The organism is Pseudoalteromonas 'SMAR' (assembly GCF_048515945.1).
In the GTDB taxonomy this organism is placed as follows: Bacteria; Pseudomonadota; Gammaproteobacteria; order Enterobacterales; family Alteromonadaceae; genus Pseudoalteromonas.
In genome coordinates, this window is record NZ_JBLWMW010000027.1 from 44,763 (window position 1) to 61,590 (window position 16,828).

16 protein-coding genes are annotated in these 16,828 nt (G+C 44.0%); 13 read left to right on the forward strand and 3 right to left on the reverse strand.

Going from position 1 to position 16,828, the window contains the following annotated elements; all coding sequences use genetic code 11:
• The 9 genes from phrB to ACNKW2_RS12375 all read left to right on the forward strand — a co-directional run bounded on the left by phrB (position 1) and on the right by ACNKW2_RS12375 (position 7,341).
• A complete protein-coding gene (phrB, locus tag ACNKW2_RS12335) occupies positions 1 to 1,374 on the forward strand; it encodes a deoxyribodipyrimidine photo-lyase (protein WP_419148850.1) in 1,374 nt (457 codons plus the stop codon).
• A gap of 6 nt (positions 1,375 to 1,380) precedes the next feature.
• Positions 1,381 to 1,806, forward strand: a complete 426-nt coding sequence (locus tag ACNKW2_RS12340; RefSeq protein WP_419148851.1) for a nuclear transport factor 2 family protein — start codon at positions 1,381 to 1,383, stop codon at positions 1,804 to 1,806.
• Positions 1,803 to 2,519, forward strand: coding sequence for an SDR family NAD(P)-dependent oxidoreductase (locus ACNKW2_RS12345; protein ID WP_419148852.1), 717 nt, complete (start codon positions 1,803 to 1,805; stop codon positions 2,517 to 2,519). Before ACNKW2_RS12340 ends, ACNKW2_RS12345 begins: the two co-directional genes overlap by 4 nt.
• A complete protein-coding gene (locus ACNKW2_RS12350) occupies positions 2,512 to 3,765 on the forward strand; it encodes an NAD(P)/FAD-dependent oxidoreductase (protein ID WP_419148853.1) in 1,254 nt (417 codons plus the stop codon). The genes ACNKW2_RS12345 and ACNKW2_RS12350 overlap by 8 nt, the downstream gene beginning before the upstream one ends.
• A complete protein-coding gene (locus ACNKW2_RS12355; protein ID WP_419148854.1) occupies positions 3,762 to 4,493 on the forward strand; it encodes a DUF1365 domain-containing protein in 732 nt (243 codons plus the stop codon). Before ACNKW2_RS12350 ends, ACNKW2_RS12355 begins: the two co-directional genes overlap by 4 nt.
• A gap of 1 nt (position 4,494) precedes the next feature.
• Complete coding sequence (locus tag ACNKW2_RS12360; RefSeq protein WP_419148855.1) at positions 4,495 to 5,757, forward strand: class I SAM-dependent methyltransferase; 1,263 nt, start codon at positions 4,495 to 4,497, stop codon at positions 5,755 to 5,757.
• Positions 5,729 to 6,256, forward strand: a complete 528-nt coding sequence (locus ACNKW2_RS12365; protein WP_419148856.1) for a DUF2878 family protein — start codon at positions 5,729 to 5,731, stop codon at positions 6,254 to 6,256. The genes ACNKW2_RS12360 and ACNKW2_RS12365 overlap by 29 nt, the downstream gene beginning before the upstream one ends.
• A gap of 151 nt (positions 6,257 to 6,407) precedes the next feature.
• Entirely contained in the window at positions 6,408 to 6,680 is a 273-nt protein-coding gene (locus tag ACNKW2_RS12370) for an HU family DNA-binding protein (protein ID WP_336565578.1), read from the forward strand.
• Between the two features lie 235 nt (positions 6,681 to 6,915).
• On the forward strand, positions 6,916 to 7,341 hold the full coding sequence (locus ACNKW2_RS12375; protein ID WP_419148857.1) for a hypothetical protein: 426 nt from the start codon (positions 6,916 to 6,918) through the stop codon (positions 7,339 to 7,341).
• Between the two features lie 5 nt (positions 7,342 to 7,346).
• On the opposite strand, the gene ACNKW2_RS12380 is transcribed toward ACNKW2_RS12375, so the two are convergent.
• Positions 7,347 to 7,694, reverse strand: coding sequence for an MliC family protein (locus ACNKW2_RS12380; protein WP_419148858.1), 348 nt, complete (start codon positions 7,692 to 7,694; stop codon positions 7,347 to 7,349).
• A 173-nt stretch (positions 7,695 to 7,867) separates the two neighbouring features.
• On the opposite strand from ACNKW2_RS12380, the gene ACNKW2_RS12385 reads away from it, so the two are divergent.
• Both ACNKW2_RS12385 and ACNKW2_RS12390 read left to right on the forward strand, forming a co-directional pair.
• Positions 7,868 to 8,779, forward strand: coding sequence for a sensor domain-containing diguanylate cyclase (locus tag ACNKW2_RS12385; protein ID WP_419148859.1), 912 nt, complete (start codon positions 7,868 to 7,870; stop codon positions 8,777 to 8,779).
• 142 nt (positions 8,780 to 8,921) lie between these two features.
• Positions 8,922 to 10,634, forward strand: coding sequence for an alkaline phosphatase D family protein (locus ACNKW2_RS12390; protein ID WP_419148860.1), 1,713 nt, complete (start codon positions 8,922 to 8,924; stop codon positions 10,632 to 10,634).
• Positions 10,635 to 10,766: 132 nt separating this feature from the next.
• On the opposite strand, the gene ACNKW2_RS12395 is transcribed toward ACNKW2_RS12390, so the two are convergent.
• A complete protein-coding gene (locus tag ACNKW2_RS12395) occupies positions 10,767 to 11,699 on the reverse strand; it encodes a hypothetical protein (protein ID WP_419148861.1) in 933 nt (310 codons plus the stop codon).
• A 100-nt stretch (positions 11,700 to 11,799) separates the two neighbouring features.
• Positions 11,800 to 13,695 carry an alpha/beta hydrolase family protein gene (locus ACNKW2_RS12400; RefSeq protein WP_419148862.1) on the reverse strand — a complete coding sequence of 632 codons (1,896 nt, stop codon included), beginning with the start codon at positions 13,693 to 13,695 and terminating at the stop codon, positions 11,800 to 11,802.
• A 211-nt stretch (positions 13,696 to 13,906) separates the two neighbouring features.
• Between ACNKW2_RS12400 and ACNKW2_RS12405 the strand changes: the two genes are divergently transcribed.
• Positions 13,907 to 14,902 (forward strand): substrate-binding domain-containing protein, encoded by a 996-nt coding sequence (locus ACNKW2_RS12405; RefSeq protein ID WP_419148863.1) that lies wholly within the window; start codon positions 13,907 to 13,909, stop codon positions 14,900 to 14,902.
• A gap of 244 nt (positions 14,903 to 15,146) precedes the next feature.
• On the forward strand, positions 15,147 to 16,799 hold the full coding sequence (locus ACNKW2_RS12410; RefSeq protein WP_419148864.1) for a GGDEF/EAL domain-containing response regulator: 1,653 nt from the start codon (positions 15,147 to 15,149) through the stop codon (positions 16,797 to 16,799).
• Positions 16,800 to 16,828 lie beyond the last annotated feature (29 nt).

Below are 16,828 nucleotides of genomic sequence, written 5' to 3' on the forward strand. Positions count from 1 at the left end.
ATGAAAAAAGCATTTTGGTTTCGCCGAGACCTTAGGGTTTACGGTAACGAGGCGCTGATAGCGGCCGTTGAACAAGGCGCACGTGATGCGCTTTTTTTGTATTGTGAGCAGCAATGGCAGCAACATGGTGTCGCTGAAATCCAGTTGGATCTGTTAAAGCGCAGGGTCGTTGAGTTAGGTGCCATGCTAAGCGAATTTGGCATTAACTTACATATCATCGATGCCAAAGATTTTGAGCAAGTTCCTGATACACTCAGCGAATTTTGTAGCGACCACAATATCAGCGCATTGTTTGCTAATAAAGAATACGAAGTCAATGAGCTCAAGCGCGACGCTGCATGTTGCGAACGTCTCCAGCTGACATTATTTGATGGCGACGTAATTGCCAAACCAGGTAGCGTATTAACCGGTTCTGGTGACATGTTTAAGGTGTTTACCCCGTTTAAAAAGGCGTGGCTAAAGCAACATAGTAACCAACACTTTACCTTTAAACAGTGGCCCTTAGATAAACAGCAGTCGCGCTCGTTTACTGCTCCTGATTTTTTCTCAATCAGTGAGTCATCGCATAAATGGCCGGTGAATGATGAAGCCATTGTTGCTGTTGTGAATCGCTTTATCAGTGACAAATTGGCAGACTACCAAGAATATCGTGATTTTCCTGCTATCAAAGGCACTTCAGGGTTAAGTCCTTATTTGGCTTTGGGAATTGTCTCTGCCAAGCAATTGCTTGCTCAGGTGCAGCTGCACTTTCCAGAAGTATTAGAAAACCCTAGCAAAGCGGAGTTTTGTTGGGTCAATGAAATTATTTGGCGTGAGTTTTATCGCCATCTTATTGTCGCCTACCCCAAGCTGTGTATGGGTTTTAACTTTAATGACAAATACGATGCTGTGGCGTGGCGAGAAGACGACAGTCAGTTTCAAGCGTGGTGTCAGGGTAAAACGGGCTACCCCATTGTCGATGCGGCAATGCGACAACTGAATAAAACTGGCTGGATGCACAACCGTTTACGCATGATTGTGGCCAGTTTTTTAACCAAACACTTGCTGATCGATTGGCGTAAAGGTGAGCATTACTTTATGTCAAAGCTCATTGATGGCGACTTGGCCAGTAATAATGGTGGTTGGCAATGGGCGGCGAGTACTGGCTGCGACGCTCAGCCTTATTTTCGCGTATTTAACCCCATAACACAAAGTGAAAGGTTTGATCCAGACGGCACTTTCATTCGTACATATGTTCCTGAATTAAAAGATGTTCCGGCGAAGCATATCCACTTCCCTCATGACTACCTAGCAGCGTTTGGCGGTGAGTATGTGGCGCCTTTAGTTGAGCACAAAGCGGCAAGAGCGAGGGCACTTGACGCGTTTAAGGTATAAAGTGATATGGAACAGAGAACGCAAAGGTTTGTCTCTATTTACAACGAGATAAATAAAGATAGCCTAGAAAAACTGGCTCTAATCTATACTGATGATGTGTATTTTAAAGATCCGATGCATGAACTGTCCGGGCTTAAGGCGTTAACTCGTTACTTTGAGACCTTGTACGAAAACGTCTCAGACATTGAGTTTCAGGTGAATAAGTCCTTTGATAAAGGCGATGTCAGTTTTATATATTGGCAAATGTCCTTTGTTCACCCCCGTTTAAATAAGGGTAAGCCAACATTAGTCGACGGTCACAGCAGGTTGAGTTTTGTGGGCGATAAGGTCATCCATCACAGAGACTACCTCGACACGGCACAAATGCTATATCGTCAGGTCCCGGTGCTAGGATGGTTTATTAAACTGTTAGATAAAAGGATGTCAGCATGAGTAAAATTGTGATCACCGGCGCTACCTCTGGCATTGGCGAAGGGCTGGCTAAGCATTATGCAAATAGCGGTGATGAGGTCATCGCTTGTGGCCGAAACCAAGAAATTTTGTCTGATCTGCAACGTAACTTTGCCATGACCCCGAAGGCATTTGATTTAACGGACCCTGAAGCGATTAAAAGTAACTTCGCTGATGTCGATGAGCTTGATCTCGTTATCCTCAACGCCGGAGGCTGTGAATACATTGATAATGCCAATGAATTTGATGGCAAATTATTCGAGCGTATCATGCGTATCAATCTTATCTCTGTGGGTCATTGCCTAGAGGTATTGCTACCGAAAATCAAACCACATGGTCAACTTTGCATTGTCAGCTCTAGCAGCTCCTATTTACCTTTACCTAGGGCGGAAGCTTATGGTGCCTCGAAAGCGGCGTTAAGCTATTTAGCAAGAACCTTGTCTGTGACATTGAAAAACATCGACGTCACTGTGGTACACCCAGGTTTTGTTGAAACCCCACTAACCGACAAGAATGATTTTCCCATGCCATGTAAAGTGTCTGTCGATGAAGCCGTAGAACGCATTGTTGATGGCGTGGCAAAGCGTGATAAAGAAGTTCATTTTCCTAAACGATTTACTTGGATTTTAAAACTATTTAGGTTGTTACCATTTGCATTATGGTCGCCTATCGCAAAAAGGATCGCACGTGGCTAACATCGCAATTATTGGCAGTGGCATTGCAGGCATGACTGCTGCTTATTTATTAAGTAAAAAACACCAAGTCACTGTTTTTGAAAAAAACGATTATATTGGCGGTCATACTGCCACCATCGACGTTGATTACCAAGGTGAGCAACTCGCCATTGATACTGGTTTTATTGTCTTTAACGACAGAACATACCCTAAGTTTGAAAAGCTATTGGCTGAAATCGGTGTCGATAGGCAAGCCACAGAAATGAGTTTCAGCGTCCACAACACCGCAACTCAGTTTGAATATAATGGCCACTCGTTACGCACTTTGTTTGCGCAAAAGCGTAACCTATTTCGTCCGCGCTTTTGGCGCTTGCTCAATGATATTGTGCGCTTTAACAAAGTCTGCAAGGAGTTACATCAAAGCGACGATTATCAAGGGGTTGAAACCCTAGGTGCATTACTGGATAAGTACCAATTTAATGACTTCTTTAAGATGCACTATATTTTGCCTATGGGAGCTGCAATTTGGTCAACCAGTATTAAGGAGATGCGCGACTTTGAAGCTAAGTTCTTTGTGCGCTTCTTTTATAATCATGGCTTGCTCGATGTTACCAATCGCCCGCAGTGGTATGTGATCCCAGGGGGCTCGCGAGAGTACATTGCGCCTTTGGTGGCACAGTTTAAAGACAATATTGTACTCAACGCCAAGATCAAACACGTTAACCGTGATGCTGACGGAGTGACGGTTTGCCATGATAATGGTGAGCAGCAACGCTTTGATAAAGTGGTGTTTGCTTGTCATAGCGATCAAGCCTTAGCTCTGTTAGCTGAGCCCTCTCAAGCAGAGCAAGACATTCTAGGCGCCATCCCGTACACCGCCAACTCGGTAGTGTTACATACTGACACCAGCTTATTGCCAAAACGAAAGCTGGCTTGGGCGAGCTGGAATTATTTACTTAACGAGGCCACCGATAAAGCAGCGGTGGTCACCTATCAGATGAATATTTTGCAAGGCCTAAACGCCAAACATGATTACTGTGTCACTCTGAATCACGATGAGGGGATAGCTGAGAACAAAGTAATTAAGCGCTTCACTTATCATCACCCCGTATTCAATACTACCAGCATCGCCGCGCAAAAGCGTAAAGACGAGCTTGATGGTGAGCAAAATAGCTATTTCTGTGGCGCTTATTGGTTTAATGGTTTCCATGAAGACGGGGTTAAAAGTGCTGTGGATGTGGCAGAAAAACTCGGGGTAGCGTTTTGAACAGCGCCTTGCTCGTTGGCAAAGTGAGGCATCGGCGTTATAGCCATGCTTCTCACCAGTTTAGCTATCCCATGTACATGATGTGGGTTGACTTAGCTGAACTGGATAAGCTCAATGACATTTCCCCTTGGCTCGGTACCGAGGGCATTAAACCACTCATTTTTAATCAGTCCGATTACATTAAAGGTTTGCCCGGTGACTTGCACAGTCGCGCTCTGGCAAAAAGTGCAGAGTTGGGTTTTGAGCTCGATCCGCATACCAATGTGATGATGATGGCGCAATTACGCTGTTTTGGCGTCTATTTTAGTCCAGTTAACTTTTACTTTTATCGTCAACCGGGCGAGGCACATTTTAGTCATATGGTGGCTGAAGTGAGCAACACACCGTGGAACGAGCGTCATTATTACTTAGTAGAACTGAATAAAGAAGTGAACCTTAAAAAAGTATTTCACGTATCACCATTTATGAATTTAGATATGCATTACCACTGGAAAGTGCGTCCACCTGGCAGTAGTGCGCTGGTGCATATCGAAAACCGTCGTGGTGAAGAGTTGCTTTTTGATGCCACCATGACACTGAAACAGCAGGCGTTAAGTGCTGCCAATGTCTCGGCGTTATTGCGCCGATTTCCCGCAATGACGTGGAGCATTGCTAAAGGTATTTATTGGCAGGCGCTGAAATTATTTCTAAAAAAAGTCCCATTTGTTGGACATCCCGGAAGAGTTTAAAATGGAAAATACCACAACATATACATCATCGAATTCATTATCTTGGTTTGACAAACTGTATCGCAAGCTGGTTTTTGCAGCCCTTAACTCGCTCGAGTCCGGTGAGATTACCTTAATCGAAGGTAATGAAAAACATCAGTTTGGTGACATTGGCAGCGAATTGAGTGTTGAGATAACCGTGGTTGACCCACAAATGTATAAACTGTTCGCTTTGGGTGGCAGTGTGGGTGCCGGTGAATCCTTTATATTAGGACACTGGCGCTGCAGTGACTTAACGGGTTTAATTGAAATATTTGTGCTAAACCAAGCGCAGCTTGATGCCTTTGAAAACAAGTTTGCCATATTGTCTGGTATTGCAAACAAACTCAAACATATTAATAACCGCAATTCCAAACAAGGCTCTAAGCGTAATATTGCAGCCCACTACGACTTAGGGAATGACTTATATGAGTCTTTCCTTAGCGAGGAAATGCTTTACTCTAGTGCCATTTACCCAAGTAAAGACGCCAGTTTAGAGCAAGCTCAGTTCACTAAGCTGGAAGCCATTTGTCAGCGCTTAGATTTAAAAGCACAAGACCAAGTAGTGGAGATAGGCACCGGCTGGGGTGCTTTTGCGATTCATGCTGCTAAGCACTATGGCTGTCATGTTACCACCACGACGATTTCTGAAGAGCAGCACGCCCATGTTGCTGAGCTGATTAAGCGAGAGTCACTGCAAGATAAAATCACCTTGCTCAAGGAAGATTATCGCGATCTTACCGGGCAGTACGACAAACTAGTGTCGATAGAGATGATTGAAGCGGTGGGGCACGACTATCTACCAGGTTTTTTCACAAAGTGCAGTGAGCTGCTTAAACCAGATGGTGCCATGTTGATACAGGCCATTACCATTGCTTGCCAGCGTTACTCGCATTATTTAAAACAATCCGACTTTATTCAACAGTATATTTTCCCAGGTGGGTGTTTGCCCTCGGTGTCTGAAATTACACAACAGATTTTGCGCTCAACCGACATGGTAGTGCATGAGCTGCATGACATTGGCCTACATTATGCCCGTACTTTGTACGACTGGCGTGTACGATTTGAGCAAGCTTGGCCAAGCCTTGACTCAAAACGCTTTGATGAGCAATTTTATCGTTTGTGGCAATTTTATTTGTGTTATTGCGAAGGGGCGTTTAAACGCAGAGCCATCAGTGCTGTGCACCTCGTTGCTCGCAAACCAAGGTATCAATCTCGTGATTGTATTAAAACACTGGATTACTAATGCCATCGCTTTTCAAAGCGTTTGGTTTTTAGCGTTTTTTTATCAATATCAAGCGTTGCCTTGGATGATACTCGGCTGCGCTTTGATGTTGGCCGGTCACACCCACAAGCGCTTAAACCTGATATTGGCAATCAGTGGCGCTGGTGTGGGTATAGCCTCTGAATATTTAGCCATACAAGCTGGTCTCTATAGTTATCAAGATGCAAACATTATTCCCGTGTGGTTGGTCGTATTGTGGTTGGCCTTGGTCTTAACCATAAACCAAGCGTTATCGCGCTTATTGAGCCTAAAACCATTACTGTTGTTTATTATCTTCTGGCTTTGTGCACCACCGAGTTATTTGGCGGCGGCTAAAGTCGGCGTAATTGAGTTGCAATTGCCTTGGTGGCAATTTTGGCTCAGTTTTGGCGCCATATGGAGTGCAGGCTTCTTACTGATTGTTAAAATCAATAATGCGTTAAAGGGTACAAAGCTTGCACAGGCCAATGCAAATTGGTAGCTTTTAATTACAAACCCACAAACAACGGGGCGTATCGAACGAAAATAATAAATATTTCGTCTAATTTCGCGTTTTGGGGGTTGCACAACAACGCAAAATGCTTAAACATAGGTTTTGCTTAGGCAAATTATAAAGTTATAGGAATCTAATAATGAATAAAGCTCAACTAGTTGAAAAGATGGCGGCAGACGCAGAAATTTCAAAAGCAGCGGCATCTCGCGCTTTAGAAGCATTCACCGGCGCAGTAACAAATACTCTTAAAGACGGCGGTTCAGTTGCTTTAGTTGGTTTTGGTACTTTCTCTGTAAAAGAGCGCTCTGCACGTACTGGCCGTAACCCTCAAACCGGTGCGGAAATCCAAATCCCAGCGGCGAACATTCCTACGTTCAAAGCCGGTAAAGGCCTAAAAGACACAGTAAACTAATTACCATTTGGTAAGCAGTTGCTCTATTTAAAAAAGCCCCTTATGGGGCTTTTTGTTTTCTCGCCCACTCTTAATTAAACTCCCATCCTAAAATGCACAGTAAGGAATGAGCTTACTTTATTCGCGCTCAGTAGCAGGATATGCTGTTTTATTTGTTTCGATATGAATAACAAAACTTGCCAGCACTAGGTGAGATTGCGTTATAATAACGCAACACAAAAGCATGAGTGGTGATATGAGCAATTACAGTTACCAGAGTAACTTTGGCAAGGTCGCATTAGAAGTGCGAGGAAATATTGTTATCGCAAGCTTCGATGGCAACATTAATGCATCCATCACCAACTACTTTCGCCGAGCATTAGAACACTGTTTAGAGCAAGTTGAAGGCCACTGGGGTTACATCAGCCACTCTAAAGGAGCGATTGCGGCAACGCCTGACGCCTATCAACAGTTTTTAGATATTGCGCGCTTTTGTATTGAACGTGGCTGCGCTTGTGGGGCATATATTTTAGGTAACCCAATCGCTAAACGGCAAATCGAGAAAATGCGAGTGGAACTGGGATTTGAAGAGCCTTTAGAGTCCGTTCTATTTGATGATGTTGATTCTGCCTGTCAATTCATTAACGCCCATCTTGAAGAGTTACAACAACAAGCCATTTAACTCACTCACTGGTGACTCTGTTGAACTCTTTTGCACCTAAGCTCGATACGATCAGTTTGGTTTGGTTGTTGCAACAGAAGTAATCCTTTTTGCCCTTTGGCCCACCAGATGTATTGCTCATTTTGATACTTTTCGCCGCTTGCTGCTTTCATCAAAGTTAAACGGTGAGCTTGGTTAAGGTATTCAAGGGTTACCTCTTTCGCTGAGTTATGAGTCACCGTCAGGGTTTTGTTTTTATCACATAGGTAATGTTGCGTTGAGTCTGCATTGTCAGTAGCAGACGGTTGCAATTCGCTACAGGCAGACAACGAGAGTAACAAGAATAACGTCAGCAATTTAATGGTGTGCAACATAAGCCCCTCTAAATTAAGCTCAATAATATAGTTAAATTTAACCTCATTGCCTGAAGCCTAGGTGAATAACATGGGTTATACTTAAGCAGACTTTTTACAAAAAGAAGTGTTATTTTTTAATAAATTACCCTATAAATGAAGGGTAACTATTTTTGCCAAAGGTGCTTAGAAGTATGACGCAAACCAGCCCCAACACCGCTTTATTGCTTGAGGTCATTGAAAAAACCTCAAATGCCATTGCTATTTTAGACGCCAAGGCCACCTTTACTTTTTGCAATGACGCCATGGCGAGCATTTTGGGAGAAAGTAAAGCTGAAGTAGTGGGTAAAACCATTAACTCGCTTTTTGTAGAGGATTACAACGGTGACAGGCTAGACCCAGAAGAGCTGTCACAATGGCTGTTAGGGGTAGTGGAGCACGCAGGGAATGTGGATTCTTTTGTTATCGACTCATTAGAAGAGCAGTTTTTTAAGCTCAATGCGGTTCAGCTCTCTACCGGTGAATACCTTGTATGTGGTAAAAACATTACCGAACTTAACTCTCTCAAAAGTGAAATTGCTCACCTCACTAAAGAGGTTGAATTTATCACCCAAACCGATCCATTAACGGGGGTGGGTAACCGCCGCTTATTCAGTGAAAAGCTACAACAGCAAATACGCTTATATGACCGCTACAAAGAGCCTGCCAGTATGGTGTTAATGGGGCTTGATAACTTTCGTAACCTAAATAACGATTTTGGCCATGAAATTGCTGACTTAGTGCTGGCGAACTGCGCTGCGATGTTGACCGACAAGCTACGTGATACGGATCTTATTGCAAGACTCAGTGGCGATGAGTTTGCGCTCATTTTACCCAATACCAATCTTGAAGGGGCTGTGTTTGTGGCAGAGCGAGAGCGTAAGCTCATTGAGCGGACTTCTTTTGCGGCAATTGTTGGTCAGGAAGTTGATATTACGGCATCTTTTGGTGTGGCAGAAGTGGGCGTGGATGGTTTAACTATTGAGGAGATCCTTAATAGTGCCGATAGCCGTTTACAAAGAGCAAAAGCAGAAGGTAAAAACCGAGTTAATCCAGACTGCCAATAGCGCAGGTGACAGTTGTGTTATTTTTATATTACAGTGATTAGACCAGTAGTATTGCTGTCATAATCCCTCACTAATCTAATTCCTTAAAGCAGTAATTAAGATGCGTCTAAGAGGGCGCATGTTGTCGTTAAGGAATAAGAAAATGTCATCTATCTCTCGTCGCGAATTTATAAAACGTTCTATTATGGGGTTGGGAGCCGCTACCATTTCTGTCTCCATCGTAGGTTGTGGTAGTAGCAGTGGAGAAAGTGTCGCAGAAAATGACTTTGCTGTGGCGTTTAACCATGGTGTGGCCAGTGGCGATCCACTGCAAGACAGCGTTATTTTGTGGACTCGGGTAACCCCACAAGGCAGTCCCTCGAGTGTTGACCTTACCTTACAGGTGTCTGATAGCGAGGACTTTGGTGTGCTCTTGCAAAGCCAAACCGTGTCGGCGTTGGCTAAAAATGACTACACTGCCAAAGTGGATTTAACTGGCCTTAGCCCAAATAGCCAGTATTATTATCGTTTTGTCACCAAAGACACTCATTCCAGTATTGGTCGCTGCAAAACGCTACCAGCCAATGACGTAACACAAGTTAAATTGGCGGTTATGTCCTGTGCTAACTATCCTGCTGGGCATTTTCATGTCTATGCCGAAGCGGCTAAACGCAGCGACTTAGATGCGGTACTGCATTTAGGCGATTACATTTACGAGTATGGTATGGGCGGTTATGCCACAGAGCAAGCCACCGCTATGGGCAGAGAGCTAGACCCAGACAATAACCAAGAAACCATTACCCTAGAAGATTATCGTAAACGTTACGCTAAATATCGCACCGACCTTGGGCTACAAGCCTTACATGCCAATACGCCATTTATCGCCGTGTGGGATGACCACGAAATATGTAATGACAGTTACGTTGATGGTGCTGAGAACCATAACCAAGGCGAAGGCGACTTTAGTCAAAGAAAGCTTGCAGCGCTGCAAGCATATTACGAGTGGATGCCCATTCGACCGCTGGTAAAAGACAAGCTCGAAAGTTTATATCGCAAGTTTGAGTTTGGTGATTTGCTGTCTTTGTATATGTTGGACACTCGCAATGAGAGCCGGGCTAAACCACTGGCTTACCAAGATTACATGGATCCAGTGTCAGGCATGCTTGACTTCAACCGCTTTCAAGCTGATTTAACCGCGCCATCGCAACAGTTACTTGGTGTTAAGCAGTTAACTTGGCTCACAGATAACATTAAAACGTCTAATGCCAAGTGGCAGGTACTTGGTCAGCAAGTGCTAATGACCAAGATGAATATTCCGGCAGAGCTGCTACAAACTCTCGCTGCACCAAGCGCAGAAATGTCTTCACAAGTGGCGGAATTGGCGAACATTAAAGCGCGAATGCAAGCAGCGGATGAAACCTTAACCGAGCAAGAAAAGGCGCGGGTTACCATGACTGCACCTTATAATCTCGATGCGTGGGATGGCTACCCAGTGGAGCGTGAGGTGATTTTGCAAACGGCAAAAGCAATGAATAAAAACCTCGTGGTAGTGGCCGGAGATACCCACAATGCGTGGTCGGGTAAGTTGTGCAGCGCCAATGGTGAAGTATGCGGTTATGAATACGCCACCGCGTCTGTGAGCTCACCTGGTCTTGAATCGTACTTAGGCTTACCTGATGAGCAAGCAATGCAATTTGCTGAAGCCCTGAAAGTGTTGGTGGATGATCTAGATTACGCCAATATCCATCAGCGCGGATACTTAACTCTGAACTTTACTCGAGAAAAAGTGGATAGTCAGTGGCACTTTGTTGATACCGTTACCAGTGAGCAGTTCGACAGTCATAATGTTAGCCGTGAGCTGATGGCAAACAATTAAATTGTTGCTGTATGCAAATTGGCCACAGCAATAGCGTGTGGCCAATAGGGCAAAACCATGATTTAAAACACAACAAAATGTTATTCAAACTCGTCAGCAAAACCACATTGCTATCACCCTAACAAGATAGAGCTATTGGCAAACCTCTGGTGGCTGTTTGGCTAGTAACCCTTCAATGGCGAATGGCTGGTTAGCCGTAACGTCCACGGTAATTTTGGCAATATCAAGATGCTGATAGTCACCAGGGGCATTTAACCGCCATAGGTTGTTACTTGGTGAGTTAACGCAATAAGGCCCAGTATCGCCATGGACCAATAATATTGGAAAATCTGATTGTTCGGCGAGCCGGGAAAACTGCTCACGATAATGTTTAAAGCCGTCGCACTGACTTGTGGTGTTGGCCGTGCAAGCACTAGTGTGTTTACTTTGCTGGTAAATATCGGCTTGAAAAAATATCACTGCGGCCTGGAACTTGTCGTTTAGGTTTTGGCTTAACCAAGTTAGGTTGTTGTGATCGCGAACTGTTGCAGCAGACAGTGCCGTTTGCTTATCAGAAAGCAATATTTGACGGCGGCCGTTATTGGTACCAGCAATATGCAGCGTTAAAAACAGCGTATTACCCTCTAGCCAACGTTGATTCTCGGGCTGCTCAGCTTGTCTGGCAAAGTCGCTAAGCGCGACTGGTTTACTGGCAAAGCTTTGGCGCACATAAGCTAAGCGCTCTAACTCATCATAGCGAGGAGTCAGTTTTTTGCGGTCACAGTCGGTCCAGTCGTTATCGCCAGGGGTATAAATAAATGGCTGCTTGGTTAAGGATGAAATCAAGCGGTAATTGCGTTGTAAAAGGGCGTTAGTGCAGGGTTCTGATCCCGATTTAAGGTCGCCAACGTGTACCACAAACTGATGCTCTGTGTTGCTGGCTGCTTGCTGTAATTTACCACCTTGTTGCAGTAAGGCGCTATCAGCAGCAAAGTAGGGCATGTCACCATAAGCCAGAAAGCTAAACGACTGCGCCTGAGTAGCAAAGCTAAGCCCCAACAAAGAGAACAACAACACAATAAACATAGAAGACCACCTTTTTATAACATAGCGCCCACTTTAGCAGCTGAGTTTTACATGATAGTGACGCCAACGGCTGTATTAACTATAGCCGTTGGCAAGTTGATCACATCAGGTGCTTTTCAAAAAATGCTAAAAACGCTTCCATGGTTTCAATGCGATGACCTTGATAACTAAGATGGTGATTACCGTCTTCCAGTTCGATATAAGTCACAGACTTGTCGTGATCTTCAAGCTCATCGGCCATTTTGCGACTGTGGGAAACATCGACTGTCTTATCATCGTCGCCATGCACTAAAAGTACAGGACGGGTTATCTTTTTCGCAAAGTTAACCGGAGATTGCTGTTCTAGCTTATCGTAGTCCTCTCCAAATTGATCACGAATAAGCTCTTTATTGGTAAAATAGCGAGCACGCTGAACAATGTCTTCCAGATCGGTGACCCCGGCAAAACTGGCTGCACACTGGAAAGTCTCTGGGTGTTTAACCACGGCCATTAACGCCGAGTAGCCACCATAACTGCCGCCGGCAATACAGATTTTATCTGCTAAGGCGTAGTCATTTTTAATTAGGTAGCTTGCCGCATCTTGTAAATCGTCTTGCATTTTACCTCCCCAACCCCTTTCACCTTCACGAAGGAAGTCAAAGCCATAACCAAAAGAGCCGCGAAAATTAGGCTGCAATACTACATAGCCGCGGCTGGCAAAAAGCTCAGACCAATAGTCAAAGCCACTGTAATCTCTGGCATGAGGGCCACCATGGGGAAGAATAATCGCCGGGGAGGCGGCATTAAAATCACTTGGTAGCGTTAAATAGGCTTCAATTTCAAGGCCGTCACGCGCTTGGAAGTTTAGCTTGGTTTTACCTAACAGCTTTTCACCGATGATGTCAGGGTATAAGCGGCCAAAACCAACTAATGATTTATTTTCACGATCACCGAGTAAGTAAGTTCCTGAGTCAGCATTAGAGTCGCCGTAAGCGATATATTTTTGACCATCGCGGCTCATATCAATGACCACCAGATCATACTCTGGCAGTGCGGCTTTTAAAGAGCGTTGCAGCAATTGGTGATCTTCATCCCAATATACTCTGGAATTATCTAAGTTTGAGTGGCTAAAGCCGATGGCGCGACCATCTTTTGCCGAGTAAAGAATGCGGCCATCGAAATCATAATCCGGATCAGAGAAAATCAACTCAGGCAGCATGGGTTTTTGGGTAATATCGGCTTTAAACAAGGCCTGTTTGCCATTATGAAGGGCGGTGAGGTAGACAATATTGGGGTCTTTATCAAAGCCTAAAATCCTGATGGCTTCTGGGCCGCGGGCCTGAAATGTATATAGCTCAGTGAGCTTATTACTGTCGTCATCATAGAGATAGTAACTGGCGTGCAGCTCATCAATACCATAGCCAAGACGGATATTACCCTGACGATCGGCGAGCCAATATTGTACCTTGCTGCTTGCTCGCGCAATTCGTTTACGGCGGTTTTTATTGATATCCAGCTCGTATACCGTGGGCTTATTATCGACATCAAACGCCGTTTGCACTAACACCTTATTAGGCTTTTCTGGTAGTAAGCTGATAATGCTGGCTTGGAACTGCGCGTCTTTATCATGTCTTTTTGGTGTATTAAGGCGCTCTAAGTCATTATCCGGATCGCTTAAATCGAATTTAAATAGCCTCGATGTGGAATACTTTACGGTGCGATGGCGGTTAGTATAGTTGGCACCAATCAATAAAACCTCATCGTTGGCCCAGTTGTACCAAGATAAGGTCACGGTTTTATTATCGGCTTTGAGAAGCATGCGCGACTTATTGGTGGTTAAGTCCAAGACCGTGAGCACCAAGTTACCATCGTAATTTTTTAAAAAAGCCACGGCTTTGCCACTGGGTGACAAATTCACTTTGCTAATATCGGGCAGCTGAGCGTAACTCTCTACAGGCAGTTTGGCGTAATTAACTTGGCTAAACAGTAGAGCAATTAATAAAAGAAGTTGTTTCATAGCAGAGACAATCCATATCGTTTGACGCGAAAACAACTATTATTACCTAAATTAGACCCAAACTCTAATTGAATTTAGCCAAGTAGGGAGATTAATAATTTCAGCGTACTTTGATATAGCATAAAGCAGATGAAGGTTTGACTTGCGTAAATAGGCAATTCGTTTATGCTCTAATCTTAGACGTTAGCAAGACTTAAAAATAATGACAAAGATGAAATTAAACAGGCGCTTAGCACTTTGGCCGTGGTGCCTAGTGATGTTGCTGTTTAATCCGCTAACTGCAGCAGAAGTGACCATTGCCGTGGTTGGCAAAACCAAAAACGATAGCTTTTATGAACAGTCTTATAAAGGCTGTCAGCGTTTTGCCCGAGAGCATCCAGAGCTAAATTGCATCTATGACGGTGCTGATGACTACCAAGACGTGAGAACTCAAGCCTTAATTGTTAGAGAGCTGGTAAAACAGCAAGTGGATGGCATACTGGTTTCAACAACGGATTCAGCCTACCTTACCAACCGCGCATTAAAATATGCCAAGCAACAAAATATTCCGGTGATCACCTTCGATTCTGATTTACTCGAACCAGAGCAGGCCTATCGTCTTGCCTACGTAGGCACCAACAATTTTGAATTCGGCAAAGCCCTTGGTGAAGCAGCCAAAATATATAAAACCTCCGAGCCGCAGCCAATCTGCATTCAATCTGGGCATCAAACCACCCCCAACTTAAATAAACGCATCGCTGGCGTGAGACAGGCGCTATCAGGGCAAAGCACTGAGCGGTTATCCGGTGCCAGTGGCTGGATTGAACATGCTCGCTGCCCGTTATACACCATGGGCAGAAGAGAAGATGCCATCACCCAGCTTAATAACCTTCTGGCTTATCCTAATCCCCCTATTTTTATCGCCGTAGCGGGCTTTGCACAATCTCATCCCAACTACATTGAGCGCATGCAGCCATTTCAAGCAGACATTGCCAAGCAAGAAAAAATTATTATCTGTGCTGACACCGAAAAGGTTCAGTTAGCGGCATTAAAGCAGCAACTCTCCACCATTAACATTGGTCAAAATCCATTTGAAATGGGCAGGCTAGGGGCAGAATTGCTTTATGGTGTGATTAAGCATGGCACCAAGCCAACACAAGATAAATACTTCCTAGACTTTCATTACTGTAATAGTAAAAATTCCGATACTTGCACTTTGAATTACTAGCTCTGGTTTTGTAAAAAGCCACTATTGGATAGTGATGGTGTAAAGGGGCATTACAGTAGGGCTTTATTGCTTATAAGTGCTCAGGCCTTAAGTTGCAATATATAATTGTCTTAACAATCAAATGATCATGCTAGCTCTCTTTCCTTTGCACTTTCAAAAAAGAAAATTCGTTAACATATAGAATCTTTTGACTTTTCTCGCTAATGAACTATCCTTTCAAGTATGCGAAGTCTAAGAAATAAAGATGCCAGAACAGCAAAAAGTACTCGTAATTGATGACGAGGAGATCAACACGCTTCAACTAGAACATATTCTTCAAAACGTGTGCTCGGTAAGTACTTGTAATGATAGTTGCAGCGCTTCCAAACTCATTTCCGATATAGTGCCTGATATTCTCCTGCTCGATTTAGAAATGCCCAAGGTCAGTGGTTTCGATATCTTACAAGAAGTAAAAGATAACCCATCACTCAGTGATCTCAGAGTGATCGTCATTACCTCTCACAATGACCCTAATATTGAAGCTAAAGCACTCACTCTCGGAGCAATAGATTTCATAACTAAGCCACTGAATCTAGCGTTGTGTCGCATGCGTGTTGAAAATCACCTAAGGATAAAGGCTCAAGCGAAAGAGATATTAAAAACAAAAAATTTATTAGCTTCTGAGAAAGAACAACTTAGGATTACATTAGACTCCATTGCTGATGGTGTAATATCTACTGACGAGAATGGACGTATTACCTACATGAACCCTGTTGCTCAAAGGCTTACCGGCTGGCAACAAGTTGCAGCAAAGGGGCGCTTGATTGAAGATGTCATGGATTTAAGAGATGCATCGACTAAAACACCATCATTAAACCCTTTAATGGTCGCATTAAAAGAAAACCGCTCAGTAGCGATGGCGATAAATACTCAACTAACCAGTCAACAGGGAATAATCCACAGAGTGGAAGACAGTGCAGCTCCTATTCTTGATGCAGAGCAAAACCAACGTGGCGCTGTCATGGTGTTTCAGGATGTCAGTGAAACGCTAGCGATGACGACACAAATGACGTATTTGGCAAACCATGATCAATTGACGGCGCTACCAAACCGAGTGTTATTACACGATAGAATGGCCCAAGGCATTGCTAGAGCAGATGCGAATGACACCTGCTTAAGTTTGCTTTTACTTGACTTAGATAACTTCAAATATATAAATGACTCACTTGGTCACCATATTGGCGATGAAATTATAGCGCATGTAGGCCACAGTCTTGACCAGTTTGCCAATGGCGACATTACTGTTGCACGAGTAGGCGGCGATGAGTTTGCATTAGTTGTTCCGCAGAAAAACAACCGGTTTGCTCTTGAAGCACTGATAACACAAGTTTTAAATGCAATCAGTAAACCTTTTCGATTAGACTCAGAGCAGTATGTACTCTCTGCCAGTGTGGGGATAAGTGTTTACCCAAAAGATGCGTCAACGGTTGAAGAGATGATGCGCCACGCAGATACAGCCATGTATAAAGCCAAGCAAACGCCCACAAGTAGCTATTACTTTTTTAGTGATGACCTGCAGTGTGAAATCGACCAGAGACTCGAGGTAGGGAGCGTTTTAAAAGACTCGTTAGAGAACAAATTGCTGGAGGTTCATTATCAGCCAAAGTATTCCTTCACAACTGGGAAGATAGTTGGTGTCGAGGGGTTGGTCAGGCTTAGAAACGAAAGTGGAGAGTTTATTTCACCAATACATTTTATCCAATACGCCGAAGAAAGCGGGTTGATTTTTCAGTTGGGCGATCAAGTGCTGGAAAAGTGTTGTGCAGATGCAAAGAAGTGGCTAGGTCTAGGTTTCCCTACCAAAGTTGCAGTTAACATATCAGCTAAACAGTTTTTAGGGCGTGTTGATCTTTCGTGAGTAATTTTTGAACAGCATGGTAAAGGGTT

Bases quoted from the DNA above. Each gene is read 5' to 3' on its own strand.
- ACNKW2_RS12360 (WP_419148855.1), top strand. From the start codon at position 4,495: ATGGAAAATACCACAACATATACATCATCGAATTCATTATCTTGGTTT.
- ACNKW2_RS12345 (WP_419148852.1), top strand. From the start codon at position 1,803: ATGAGTAAAATTGTGATCACCGGCGCTACCTCTGGCATTGGCGAAGGG.
- ACNKW2_RS12395 (WP_419148861.1), bottom strand. From the start codon at position 11,699: ATGTTTATTGTGTTGTTGTTCTCTTTGTTGGGGCTTAGCTTTGCTACT.
- ACNKW2_RS12400 (WP_419148862.1), bottom strand. From the start codon at position 13,695: ATGAAACAACTTCTTTTATTAATTGCTCTACTGTTTAGCCAAGTTAAT.
- ACNKW2_RS12340 (WP_419148851.1), top strand. From the start codon at position 1,381: ATGGAACAGAGAACGCAAAGGTTTGTCTCTATTTACAACGAGATAAAT.
- ACNKW2_RS12375 (WP_419148857.1), top strand. From the start codon at position 6,916: ATGAGCAATTACAGTTACCAGAGTAACTTTGGCAAGGTCGCATTAGAA.
- ACNKW2_RS12390 (WP_419148860.1), top strand. From the start codon at position 8,922: ATGTCATCTATCTCTCGTCGCGAATTTATAAAACGTTCTATTATGGGG.
- ACNKW2_RS12405 (WP_419148863.1), top strand. From the start codon at position 13,907: ATGAAATTAAACAGGCGCTTAGCACTTTGGCCGTGGTGCCTAGTGATG.
- phrB (WP_419148850.1), top strand. From the start codon at position 1: ATGAAAAAAGCATTTTGGTTTCGCCGAGACCTTAGGGTTTACGGTAAC.
- ACNKW2_RS12380 (WP_419148858.1), bottom strand. From the start codon at position 7,694: ATGTTGCACACCATTAAATTGCTGACGTTATTCTTGTTACTCTCGTTG.
- ACNKW2_RS12370 (WP_336565578.1), top strand. From the start codon at position 6,408: ATGAATAAAGCTCAACTAGTTGAAAAGATGGCGGCAGACGCAGAAATT.
- ACNKW2_RS12410 (WP_419148864.1), top strand. From the start codon at position 15,147: ATGCCAGAACAGCAAAAAGTACTCGTAATTGATGACGAGGAGATCAAC.
- ACNKW2_RS12385 (WP_419148859.1), top strand. From the start codon at position 7,868: ATGACGCAAACCAGCCCCAACACCGCTTTATTGCTTGAGGTCATTGAA.